Genomic DNA, 12,142 nt, shown 5'->3' with positions numbered 1-12,142 from the left:
CGGTGCGACGTTTCGCTAAATCCCCTCGCCACGGGATGTCCACAGCTAGTTGGCGGCGACGAAGCTGACGTGCTCGCCCACGTGCAGGTTCAGGCGCAGCTCATCGGCGATGCCGACCGCCACCCGGCTGAGCCGCTCCAGGGATTCGGCCATGCCGGGTTCGAGGCTGGTACTGACCTGGCTGAAATGTTCGATACCCAGGCCAGGCGCGGCATAGGGGGCGTTGATCAAGGTCCATTGCAGGGTGCTGTTCTTCAGGGCATCGAGGACTTCTTCGGCGGCATGGCGCTGCAAATCATCGTCCGCCTGCTCTTCGTCGAGCATCGCAAAGTCGCCCACCAGAAACAGCCGGGGAATATTCACCGCCTGCATGCCAGCGATCAGGGCATCCACGGCCAATACTTGCTCCACCGGGCCGGGAATCAAGGTGCGCTCCACGTGTTCGCTGTTCATCGGCAACCCCGGCGCGTTGAGCAGACACACCACGGCGCTGGCACCGGCAACACTTTGCTTGACCCGCTCGGGATCGAAAAGATCACCAGTCTTGGTCCGCAGGCCCGGGCGTGGAGCCAGGGCGGTAAGATCGTCGAGAATGGCGATGACTTCGTGCTGGCGCCGCAGCATTTCAGCCATCAACGCACTGCCGAGGCTGCTCATGGCACCATAGAGCACCACTTTGGTGACCGGGGTTTCGGCGTTTTTCATGGCTGCTTTCCTCTTTATCCCGCGTGTAAAGGCTCTGACCTGCGGCAAACGGCGAGGGTTCGGCCTCTTTTCAAGGAGTGACAGATGCAGCGGATCAAGGGCTACCACGCCCACGTGTATTTCGACGCCAGCACCCTGGACCAGGCGCGGGCCTTGTGCGAGGAAGCGGCGCAGCTGTTCCCGCTGAAAATGGGCCGCGTTCATCAACGCCCGGTCGGCCCGCACCCGGACTGGAGCTGTCAGTTGGCGTTCGATCCGCAGTACATCGGCGTGGTCCTGCCGTGGCTGGCGCTCAATCGCAAGGGCCTGGTGATTTTCCTGCACCCGGAGACCGGCGATGACCTGATCGACCACACCGAGCATGCGATCTGGATGGGCGCGGTGCGGCCGTTGAATCTTTCAGCATTTTGATTGACCGGTGGAGCACCGATTTTCTGTGGGAGCAAAGCTTGCTCGCGATAAAGACGCCGCGGCTCTCAAGTGGGAATGTGTCAGCTTCATCGCGAGCAAGCTTTGCTCCCACAGGTGAGCTGTGCCCCACAGATAAATTTTGCTCCCACAGGTGAGCTTTACCCCACAGATAAATTTTGCTCCCACAGGTGAGCCTTGCCTCACAGAAAAACTCCATTGCCTGCAACGAAAGCTGACTGAAAGCTTGCGCGATTAGGATCACCCCACTTCCGGCAAAAGACCGGTCGGCCAAAAGCGAGTTTTCAAGGCTCGCTCGGCCCTTTTAACAACAACAATGGTGATTCTGATGTCCGCTGCTACCCGTCCCGCTGCACCCACTCCATCCGTTCCCCTCGTGCTCTGCATCCTGCGCTGACCTGTCCGGTTCGCCTTTCATAGCCGCGCCACGCCTGGAGTATTTCCCATGCTGACTTTCCTTGGCTTCGCCATGGTCATCACGTTCATGTTCCTGATCATGACCAAGCGCCTGTCCGCGCTGATCGCCCTGATCATCATCCCGATCCTGTTCGCCCTGTTCGGTGGCTTTGCGCCGAAAATCGGCCCGATGATGCTCGAAGGCATCACCAAGCTCGCCCCGACCGGGGTGATGCTGATGTTCGCGATTCTGTATTTTGCCCTGATGATCGACTCCGGCCTGTTCGACCCGGCCGTGCGCAAGATCCTCAAGCTGGTCAAGGGCGACCCGTTGAAAGTTTCGGTCGGTACCGCCGTTCTGGCGCTCGTCGTTTCCCTTGATGGTGACGGCGCGACCACTTACATGATCTGCGTGGCCGCGATGCTGCCGCTCTACAGCCGCATCGGCATGAGCCCGCGCATCATGGCTGGCCTGATCATCCTCGCCGGCGGCGTGATGAACATGACCCCATGGGGCGGCCCGACGGCCCGTGCGGCCAGTGCGCTGCATGTGGACCCGTCCGACATCTTCGTGCCGATGATTCCCGCGATGCTGGCCGGTGTGGTGGCGATCCTGGCGATTTCCTACATGTACGGTAAGCGCGAGCGTGCGCGCCTGGGTGAACTGCACCTGGTCGGAGATGAAATCGACCACAGCGAAATCAGCGTTTCCCAGTTCCCGGACGCTCGTCGTCCAAAGCTGATCTGGTTCAACGGCGCATTGACCCTGGGCCTGATGTGCACCCTGATCGCCGGCCTGTTGCCGCTGCCGGTGCTGTTCATGGTGGCGTTCAGTATTGCGATGATCGTCAACTACCCGTGCCTGCAACAGCAGAAAGACCGCGTTGCGGCCCACGCCGGCAGCGTGTTGGCAGTGGTCGGGCTGATTTTCGCGGCCGGTATCTTTACCGGCATCCTGTCCGGCACCGGCATGGTCGACGCCATGTCCAAGAGCCTGCTGGCGGTCATCCCGGAGTTCCTCGGTCCTTACCTGGCGGTCATCACCGCCCTGGTGAGCATGCCGTTCACGTTCTTCATGTCTAACGATGCATTTTATTACGGGGTGTTACCGGTTCTCGCCGAGGCAGCCAGCCATTACGGCATCACCGCCGTTGAAATGGCCCGTGCCTCCATCGTCGGCCAGCCCGTCCATCTGTTGAGCCCACTGGTTCCGTCGACCTACCTGCTGGTAGCCTTGGCCGGGATCGAGTTCGGCGATCACCAGCGCTTCACCTTGAAGTGGGCAGTACTGGTTTGCCTGTGCATAATGTTCGCCGCCTTGCTGATGGGGATTTTTCCGCTGTTCAGCACTCTATAAAAGCAACGCCCGCTGCGCCGCCATCAGCGGCGCGGCCTAACACTCGCTCAAAGGAACTCACATGGAATGGCTGACCAACCCGGAAATCTGGGTTGCCTTCTTTACCCTGACCGCCCTGGAAATTGTCCTGGGCATCGACAACATCATCATGATCTCGATCCTGGTCAGCCGCATGCCCAAGCACATGCAGGCGCGCACCCGGATCTTCGGCCTGGCGCTGGCCATGGTCACGCGGATCCTGTTGCTGCTGTCCATCACCTGGGTCATGCGCCTGACGGCCGATTTGTTCGAAGTGTTCGGCCAGGGCATCTCCGGTCGTGACCTGATCCTGTTCTTCGGTGGCCTGTTCCTGCTGTGGAAAAGCTCCCAGGAGATGTACCACGCGCTGGAAGGCGAAGATGAAACCAACGACGAACCTTCGGGCAAGGGCGGCAACTTCATCTACACCATCATCCAGATCGCGATCATCGACATCGTGTTCTCCCTGGACTCGGTCATTACCGCCGTCGGCATGGTCTCCCACGTGCCGGTCATGGTGGCAGCGATCATCGTCGCCGTGCTGGTGATGATGCTGGCTTCGGCCACCATCAGCGAGTTCATCGACAAGCACCCATCGCTGAAGATGCTGGCGCTGTCGTTCCTGCTGGTGGTCGGTACCGTGCTGATCGCCGAGTCGTTCGACGTGCATGTGCCAAAAGGCTACGTCTACTTCGCCATGGCATTCTCCCTGGCGGTCGAAGCCGTCAACATCAAGATGCGTACTGCCATGGCGCGCAAGCGCAAGCAGCAGGATCCGGTGAAACTGCGCAAGGACATGCCGGGTCAGTAACGGCATAGGGCAATGAATGAAGGGGCTCTTGGAGCCCCTTTTTCATGCCCGCAGAAAACTGGCCGCTCGATCAGCTTGATTGAGCAACTGTGGGAGCGAGCCTGCTCGCGAAAGCGGTCTGTCTGAACCGGTGATGTTGGATGTGCTGCCGCCATCGCGAGCAGGCTCGCTCCCACAGGGGGTTGTGGTGTTTTTGATGAAGCGGATTTTATGACGGATTTGTTTCAAACGATTCTTTAGCTGTGCAATGCTGGCGCCCGAACCGTTCGCCAACTACAGCTTAAGTACAAGAACGAAGAATGTGGCATCGCCAATTTGTCCCTTTGGGACGCTAACAGGGGGCTCCTCATGCTGACCCTGCTGAATTTGCTCTCCGCCGTCGCCCTGCTGATCTGGGGCACGCATATCGTGCGTACCGGCATCTTGCGGGTCTATGGCTCTAACCTGCGCCATGTCATCGGCCAGAACATGTCCCGGCGCTGGCTGGCGTTTGTCGCCGGCATCATGGTCACGGCCATGGTCCAGAGCAGCAACGCCACGGCCATGCTCGTCACCTCGTTCGTCGGCCAGGGTCTGATGGCGCTGACCCCAGCCCTGGCGACCATGCTCGGCGCCGATGTCGGCACCGCGCTGATGGCACGGGTGCTGACCCTCGACCTGTCGTGGCTGTCGCCGCTGCTGATTTTCCTCGGGGTGATTTTTTTCCTCTCGCGCAAACAGACCCGCGTCGGGCAAATGGGTCGGGTCGGCATCGGCCTGGGCCTGATCATCCTGGCCCTGCAATTGATCGTCGAAGCCGCGGCGCCCATCACCCACGCCCAGGGCGTGAAAGTGATCTTCGCCTCGCTGACCGGCGACATCCTGCTCGATGCCTTGGTCGGCGCGTTGTTCGCGATGATCTCCTATTCCAGCCTCGCCGCCGTGCTGTTGACCGCGACACTGGCCGGCGCCGCGGTGATCAGCCTGCCGGTGGCCATCGGCCTGGTGATCGGCGCCAACATCGGCAGCGGCATACTGGCGTTCCTCAGCACCAGCATGCAGAACACCGCCGGGCGCCAGGTGGCACTGGGCAGCCTGCTGTACAAGTTGATCGGGCTGTTGTTGATCATTCCAGTGCTCGACCCGCTGGTGGGCTGGCTCGACAGCCTGGATTTCAGCCCCCAGGAAACGGTGATTGGTTTCCATCTGCTCTACAACACCGTGCGTTGCCTGGTGCTGCTGCCCAGCGTCGGCCCCATGGCGCGGCTTTGTGCCTGGTTGCTGCCGGAACGTCCAGACACCAACGGCACGGCCAAGCCCCGCCACCTGGACCCCGCGGCCCTCGCCACCCCGAGCCTGGCGCTGGCGAACGCGGCCCGGGAAACCTTGCGCATTGGCGACCTGATCGAAAACATGCTCGAAGCCATGCTGGACGTGCTGCGCGGTGCGCAAACGGCGGTGACCCAGGACGTGCGGCGCATGAGTGACGACGTCGAAGCGTTGTGCAGCGCAATCAAGTTGTACATGGCGCAAATGCCCCGCGAGGACCTCAGCGAACAAGACAGCCGCCGCTGGGCGGAAATCATCGAGCTGGCGATCAACCTGAAACTGGCCAGCGACCTGATCGAGCGCATGTTGCGCAAGGTCCAGCAGCAGAAGACCTCGCAACGTCGCTCCTTTTCCGAAGTAGGCCTGGAAGAGTTGGCGGGGCTGCACAGCCACCTGATCGCCAACCTGCGCCTGGGGCTGTCGGTATTCCTCAGTGCCGACCGCGAAAGCGCCCGTCAGTTGCTGCGTGAGAAACGTCGCTTTCGGGCGCAGGAACGGCGCATGGCCCATGCCCATGTCAGCCGCTTGCAGCGCAAGGTCGTGCAAAGCCTGGAGACCAGTTCCCTGCACCTGGAGCTGATCGCCGACATGAGGCGCCTCAATTCGCTGTTTTGCGGCAGCGCCTATGTGGTCCTGGAGACCGCCGAGATCGGCGCGCTGGCGGCGGATGAAATTAGCGACATTACCCATTCGCCGTGAACGACTGGCGCATTGGTCAGTCAGTAACAATGTCAGTCAATAACAATGGCTCGGGCCTGAAAGCGTTCGCCGGCCCGCCTGCTCCCGTTGTCATGAAAAACGCATAGATTCGATAGGGGAGCGAGCCGACTCCGGGCAGCGATCCGCCGATGACGGCCTGCCCGGCACCATGGACCCCACTCAGTCGCCAGGAAGCCCTTATGCGTTGTCTGTTGTTCGCCTTTCTTTTGCTCGGCTCACTGCCCGTGGTCGCCCTGGACCGGTTCCAGGTCGAAGGCTATATGTTGCCCAACGGCATGCAACTGCTGCTCAAGCCCGGCACCGAGCGCGGGCATGTGGCGATCCGCTTGGTGGTCGGCGTGGGCCTGGACGACTTCAGTTGCGCCGACAAGGAACTGCCGCACCTGCTCGAACACCTGCTGTTCAGCGGCGTCGATGAGAGCGGTGAAGGCGGCCTGGAGGAGCGCATGCAGGCTTTGGGGGGCGAGTGGAATGCCTTCACCAGCAATGCCGACACCACGTTCGTCATCGAGGCGCCGGCACGCAATCAACGCAAGGTCCTGGAGCTGCTGCTGGCGCTGTTGACCCGCACCCGCATCGATGAAAAAGCCCTGGAGGCAGCCAAGCGGGTGGTGGAACGCGAGGACGGTGGCCACTACACCCACCTGCAACGCTGGCTCGATCACCAGGACCTGGGCCACAAGGCCAGCAACCAGCTGGCGGTTGAGTTGGGCCTGCGGTGCGCGGAACGGGCCGAGGTCGAGCGCCATACCCTCGCCCGCCTCGAACAAGTGCGCAAGGCCTGGTATGCGCCGAACAACATGACGCTGATCGTGGTCGGCGATCTCGACCGACTGCTGCCGGCCTATCTGGAACGTGCCTTTGGCGAACTCGAGCCGGTGGAGCCCAGCGCGCACGAGGCGTTGCCGCAGATCCGCTACAAGGCGGTCACCAAGCGCAACCTGATCCGTGGCCTGTCCGGCGACAGCGCCAAGCTTCATTGGCTGTTCCCGGAACCGGTGCTGGACGAGCAGCATGACGAAACCTTCGACCTGCTCAAGGATTACCTGGACTGGGCGCTCTATCGCCAATTGCGCCTGGCCCATGGCCTGTCCTACGGGCCGTGGACCGAACGCGAGGTGCTCGGCGGCGTCGGCTTCTTCAGCCTGAACGCCGACCTGTCCCGCGAAGACTTGCCCGAAGCCGAACAGGCGCTGGAAGCGCTGCGCAAGACCTTGCTCAAGGATGGCCTGGACCCCGCCGATTTCGTGCGCATCAAGCGCGCGGCCATTGCCCATCAGTCTTGGGCGGTTCAAGGCAACAGCGCACTGGCCGATTACTACTGGGGCGCCCTGGGCGATTATGAAGACGGCCGTTTCGCCAACCCGGCCCTGCGCCTGCAGGGGGTGAGCCTGGAACAAGCCAACGTGGCCCTGCGCGAACTGCTCAAGGACCCGGGTTACCTGCGCATCGAGAAGCCGTTGCTCAGTGACGATGAGCTCGTCTGGGGGCTGGGCGGTTTGCTGGGGGTGCTGTTGCTCGGGTTGGTGGTGTGGCAGGTGCGACGCAAGGCTCGACCGAACGAAGAATGATCTCGGGGCGGCACACATTTGTGGCGAGGGCATCTGTCTGCTGTGTGGGAGCAAGGCTTGCCCGCGATGGACGCGACGCGCGTCTTTCAGAAACCGAGGCGCCTGTTTCGCGAGCAAGCTTTGCTCCCACAGCAAATCCCACTTGCCACAGAGCACTCGTCACATCGATGTCCTGACGATACTCTGTCAGGGATATTTCCTACGACTTACTGTGAAACCACCGAATGCAGAACCTGACTCTCTACATCCAGCGCATCCTTGAACTGATGAAGCGCTATCCAGGGGTCATTGCGCTCGGTGGTTTCATTTCCGGGGTCGGCAGTTTCATGCTGGTGGACCGCCAGCAGGGCCTGGCGACCTGGATCGCCATCATGATGCTGGTGAGCTGGCTCTGGCTGATGGTCGAAAACAGCATGACCCGGCTGTTCACGCGGATTTTCAAACGGGAAATCCCCCAGCCGCTGCTGCGCTACGCCACGCAGATGATTCACCAGGAGAGCCTGTTTTTCGTCCTGCCGTTTTTCTTCATCACCACCACCTGGAACAGCAGCCAGTTGATTTTCACCGGCCTGCTGACCGTCGCGGCGCTGATTTCGATCACCGACCCGCTGTACTACAAATGGCTGGCGCCCCGGCGCTGGGCATTCCTGGCGTTGCACACGCTGACGCTGTTCGCCGCCCTGCTCACCTCTTTGCCGGTCATCCTGCACCTGACCACCGACCAGAGCTTCAAGCTGGCGCTGGGCATTGCCATGCTGCTGTCGTTCCCCAGCCTGGCCTCGATCTTCCCGATCCGCACTGTACGCAACGCCTTGGCGATCCTCTGCATCACCCTGGGGATTGGCGCCGCCGGCTGGGTGCTGCGCTCCTGGGTGCCACCGGCCACGCTGTGGATGACCGAAGTGGCGATCAGCACACAACTGGAGGACCGCACGCCGGGCGCCAGCCTCAAGGAGGTCAGTGCGGCCCAGATCCGCGGCAGCGGCCTGTACGCCTACACCGCCATCAACGCGCCGCGAGGGCTCGATGAGCGGATTTATCACGTCTGGCAGTTCAACGGCAAAGAAGTCGACCGCATCGCCCTGGACATCCATGGCGGACGCAAGGAAGGCTATCGCGCCTGGACCCACAAGCAGAACTTCCCGCAAGACCCGACGGGCAAATGGCAAGTGCGGGTGCTGACGGAAAATGGCCAGATGATCGGTGTGCTGCGTTTCACTGTGAACGCCGCCACACCCGAAGCAAAATAACGGCGGTCGTGCTATTAGGTAGCGCTGTTCAAGTCGAACGAGCATGGAGCTTATGACCCCCGGATCCCCCACCGGCACTGCCCGGCTGGACACGTCTAGCGCCCCCGCGCAGCTATGGGTCAGCGGCGACTGGACGCTGGCCCACTACGCGCAGCTCAAGCGCTTGAGCGAATCCTTGCGCGGCCAATACGACGAGAACACCCTGATCGACCTCAACGGCCTCGGCGCCCTCGACACCGCCGGGGCTTCGTTGCTGGTGGAACTGCTGGGCTCCGAACGGCTGGGCAAGACCGCCGAGCACCCCGATTGCAGCTTGCCGGCCGCCGAGCGGGCGCTGTTGCAGACGGTCTATTGCTCGCTGACGGACTTCTGCGTGCCGGTGAAAGAGCAGCCCGTCAGCGTGATGACACAGTTGCTGACGCGTATCGGCCGCGCCGTGGACAAAGTCTGGCAAGACACCCTGCAACTGCTGGGTTTTGTCGGCCTGATCCTCGAAACCCTGGCCCGCAACCTGTTTCGCCCCAGGCGCTGGCGCATGACAGCGATGGTCGTTCACATCGAACAGACCGGCCTGGACGCGGCTCCTATCGTCGCCCTGCTGACGTTCCTGGTCGGCGCGGTGGTGGCGTTCCTCGGCGCGACGGTGCTGGCCGACTTTGGCGCCAGCATCTTTACCGTGGACCTGGTGGCATTCTCGTTCCTGCGTGAATTCGGCGTGTTGCTCACAGCGATTCTCATGGCGGGCCGCACCGCCAGCGCGTTCACCGCGCAGATCGGCTCGATGAAGGCCAACGAAGAAATCGACGCGATCCGCACCCTGGGCCTTGATCCGGTGGAGTTGCTGGTGGTGCCACGGGTGCTGGCGCTGTTGGTGGCGCTGCCGATGCTGACCTTCCTGGCCATGCTCTCGGGCATTATCGGCGGCGGTGTCGTGTGTGCCCTGTCGCTGGGTATTTCCCCGGCCATGTTCCTGTCGCTGTTGCAGTCGGACATTGGCGTGCAGCATTTCCTGGTGGGGATGGTCAAGGCGCCGATCTTTGCCTTCCTGATCGCCGCCGTGGGCTGCCTGGAAGGTTTCAAGGTCAGTGGCAGTGCCGAATCGGTCGGGGCTCACACCACGTCCAGCGTGGTGCAGTCGATTTTCGTGGTGATTGTGCTCGATGCCGTGGCCGCGCTGTTTTTCATGGAGATGAGCTGGTGAGCCAACCCCCGCGGCCGCCCACCGAGGCGGTGATTCAAGTGCGCGGCCTGTGCAATCGCTTCGGCCGCCAGAGCGTGCATGAAAACCTCGACCTGGACGTGTACAAGGGCGAGATTCTCGCCGTGGTCGGCGGCTCCGGCAGCGGCAAATCGGTGCTGCTGCGCAGCATTGTCGGCCTGAACCGGCCCAGCGAGGGTTCCGTGCGGGTGTTCGGCCAGGACTTGCCGAGCCTGCCTGCGGAGCAACGTTCGCGGGTGGAACGGCGCTTTGGCGTGCTGTTCCAGAAAGGCGCGCTGTTTTCGTCACTGACCGTGACAGAAAACGTCGCCCTGCCACTGATCGAACACGCCGGGCTCAGCCGGGCCGACGCCGAGCACCTGGCAGCGGTGAAACTCGCGCTGGCCGGGCTGCCACTCTCGGCCGCAGACAAGTACCCCGCCTCGCTGTCCGGCGGCATGATCAAGCGCGCCGCCCTGGCCCGTGCGCTGGCCCTGGACCCGGACATCCTGTTTCTCGACGAACCCACCGCCGGCCTCGACCCCATCGGTGCGGCGGCGTTCGACCAGTTGATTCTGACGCTGCGCGATGCCCTGGGCCTGAGCGTGTTCCTGGTCACCCACGACCTGGACACCCTCTACACCATCACCGACCGGGTGGCGGTGCTGGCGCAGAAAAAAGTGCTGGTGGCCGATGTCATCGACAAGGTGTCGGAAACCGACGACGCCTGGATTCACGAATACTTCCATGGCCCTCGCGGCCGCGCGGCGTTATCGGCCGCTACACAATCCAACGAGGTTTGACATGGAAACCCGAGCCCATCATGTGCTGATCGGCCTGTTCACCGTCATTGTGGTGGCCGGCGCCCTGCTGTTTGGCCTATGGCTGGCCAAGTCCAGCGTGGACAGCGAGTTCAAGGATTACGAAGTGGTGTTCAACGAGGCGGTCAGCGGGTTGTCCCGGGGCAGCTCGGTGGAGTACAGCGGGATCAAGGTCGGCGACGTCGTCAACCTGCGCCTGGACCCGAACGACCCACGCCGGGTGCTGGCGCGGGTGCGCTTGAGCGCAGAAACACCGATCAAGCAAGACACCCAGGCCAAGCTGGCACTGACCGGCATCACCGGCACTTCGATTATCCAGCTCAGTGGCGGCACGCCCCAGAGCCCGGCGCTGACCGGGCACGACGGCGAACCGCCGGTGATCATCGCTGCGCCCTCGCCTATTGCCCGCCTGCTCAACAACAGCGATGACTTGATGACCAGCATCAACCTGCTGCTGCACAACGCCAATGAGGTGTTTTCCTCGGACAACGTCCAAAGCCTGGGCAAGACCCTCGAGCATCTGGAACAAACCACCGGGGTCATTGCCGAGCAGCGCGGCGATATTCGCCAGGCCATGCAGCAACTGGCGTCCATCGGCAAACAGGCCAGCGCCACGCTGGAGCAGACCACGGCGTTGATGCGCAACGCCAATGGCTTGCTGGACGATCAAGGCAAAGAGGTCATGGGCAGCGCCGGGCAAGCCATGCAATCGCTGGCCCGCAGCACGGCAACCTTCGACAAACTGCTGAACGACAACCGCGACTCGTTGAATAACGGCATGCAGGGCCTCAATGCCCTGGCGCCCGCCGTGCGTGAGCTGCGCGAGACCCTGAGTGCCTTGCGGGGTATTTCCCGACGGCTGGATGCCAACCCCAGCGGTTATTTGCTGGGCAATGACAAGGACAAGGAGTTCACGCCATGAAGCCGTCCAATCGATTCCTGCGCCCTGGCCTGTTGCTGGCAGGATTTATCCTGATGGCGGGCTGCTCGATTTTGCCCAAGACCGAACCGGCGGACGTCTATCGCCTGCCCGCCACCCAGGCGCCGGCATCTGCGGGCACGGCGGTGAACTGGTCGTTGCGCCTGGCCAGCCCGCAAGCCAGCGAAGTGCTCAACAGCCCGAAAATCGCGGTGATCCCCCAGGGCAATCTGTTCAGCAGCTACGCCGCCTCGCGCTGGAGCGACCCAGCCCCGGTGCTGTTGCGCAACCGCCTGCTCGATGGCTTCGCCCAGGATGGACGCGTGAGGTTGTTAACCGTCGCCGACAGCAACCTGCAAGCGGACCTGGAACTGGGCGGGCAATTGCAGGCGTTCCAGACCGAATACCAGGGCACAGCGGCCAGCGTGGTGATTCGCCTGGACGCACTGCTGGTGCGCGGGTTCGACCAGCGCATCCTGGCCAGTCGCCGGTTTGAAGTGCGCCAGCCGTTGAGCGATGCGAAAGTGCCGGCGGTGGTGGACGGCTTCGGTCGGGCCGGTGACCGGCTGACCGCCGAAGTGGTGGCCTGGACAGTGGAGCAAGGCCAGCGTTTCGCAACGCCGACCCAACCCTAGGGGC

General features: G+C 62.5%; 11 protein-coding genes. 10 read left to right on the top strand and 1 reads right to left on the bottom strand.

The window, feature by feature from the left end:
- Window positions 1-45 precede the first annotated feature (45 nt).
- Window positions 46-705, bottom strand: a complete 660-nt coding sequence (locus B0E42_RS18455; RefSeq protein WP_077506991.1) for an NAD(P)-dependent oxidoreductase — start codon at window positions 703-705, stop codon at window positions 46-48.
- Window positions 706-789: 84 nt separating this feature from the next.
- Between B0E42_RS18455 and B0E42_RS18450 the strand changes: the two genes are divergently transcribed.
- The 10 genes from B0E42_RS18450 to B0E42_RS18405 all read left to right on the top strand — a co-directional run bounded on the left by B0E42_RS18450 (window position 790) and on the right by B0E42_RS18405 (window position 12,138).
- The gene (locus B0E42_RS18450; RefSeq protein ID WP_018602685.1) at window positions 790-1,116 is read left to right on the top strand and encodes a DOPA 4,5-dioxygenase family protein; all 327 of its coding nucleotides are present in this window, start codon (window positions 790-792) and stop codon (window positions 1,114-1,116) included.
- 463 nt (window positions 1,117-1,579) lie between these two features.
- The gene (locus tag B0E42_RS18445) at window positions 1,580-2,887 is read left to right on the top strand and encodes a CitMHS family transporter (RefSeq protein ID WP_014335839.1); all 1,308 of its coding nucleotides are present in this window, start codon (window positions 1,580-1,582) and stop codon (window positions 2,885-2,887) included.
- A 61-nt stretch (window positions 2,888-2,948) separates the two neighbouring features.
- The gene (locus B0E42_RS18440; RefSeq protein WP_077506990.1) at window positions 2,949-3,716 is read left to right on the top strand and encodes a TerC family protein; all 768 of its coding nucleotides are present in this window, start codon (window positions 2,949-2,951) and stop codon (window positions 3,714-3,716) included.
- Window positions 3,717-4,064: 348 nt separating this feature from the next.
- Window positions 4,065-5,723: a Na/Pi cotransporter family protein gene (locus B0E42_RS18435; RefSeq protein ID WP_077506989.1), complete on the top strand. Its 1,659-nt coding sequence runs from the start codon at window positions 4,065-4,067 to the stop codon at window positions 5,721-5,723.
- Between the two features lie 200 nt (window positions 5,724-5,923).
- Window positions 5,924-7,315 (top strand): pitrilysin family protein, encoded by a 1,392-nt coding sequence (locus B0E42_RS18430; protein WP_077506988.1) that lies wholly within the window; start codon window positions 5,924-5,926, stop codon window positions 7,313-7,315.
- A gap of 224 nt (window positions 7,316-7,539) precedes the next feature.
- Window positions 7,540-8,565: a DUF5924 family protein gene (locus B0E42_RS18425; protein WP_024617274.1), complete on the top strand. Its 1,026-nt coding sequence runs from the start codon at window positions 7,540-7,542 to the stop codon at window positions 8,563-8,565.
- Between the two features lie 52 nt (window positions 8,566-8,617).
- Window positions 8,618-9,766: an ABC transporter permease gene (locus B0E42_RS18420; RefSeq protein ID WP_018602697.1), complete on the top strand. Its 1,149-nt coding sequence runs from the start codon at window positions 8,618-8,620 to the stop codon at window positions 9,764-9,766.
- Window positions 9,763-10,566 (top strand): ABC transporter ATP-binding protein, encoded by an 804-nt coding sequence (locus B0E42_RS18415; RefSeq protein ID WP_053184799.1) that lies wholly within the window; start codon window positions 9,763-9,765, stop codon window positions 10,564-10,566. Before B0E42_RS18420 ends, B0E42_RS18415 begins: the two co-directional genes overlap by 4 nt.
- 1 nt (window position 10,567) lies before the next feature.
- The gene (locus B0E42_RS18410; protein ID WP_018602701.1) at window positions 10,568-11,506 is read left to right on the top strand and encodes an MlaD family protein; all 939 of its coding nucleotides are present in this window, start codon (window positions 10,568-10,570) and stop codon (window positions 11,504-11,506) included.
- Window positions 11,503-12,138: an ABC-type transport auxiliary lipoprotein family protein gene (locus B0E42_RS18405; RefSeq protein ID WP_077506987.1), complete on the top strand. Its 636-nt coding sequence runs from the start codon at window positions 11,503-11,505 to the stop codon at window positions 12,136-12,138. Before B0E42_RS18410 ends, B0E42_RS18405 begins: the two co-directional genes overlap by 4 nt.
- The last annotated feature ends 4 nt before the right edge of the window (window positions 12,139-12,142 follow it).

Origin of the sequence: Pseudomonas sp. A25(2017), assembly GCF_002001065.1 — a bacterium.
In the GTDB taxonomy this organism is placed as follows: Bacteria; Pseudomonadota; Gammaproteobacteria; order Pseudomonadales; family Pseudomonadaceae; genus Aquipseudomonas; species Aquipseudomonas kilonensis.
The sequence above is the reverse complement of the archived record's forward strand: the minus strand, read 5'-3'. Positions and strand labels throughout refer to the sequence as shown.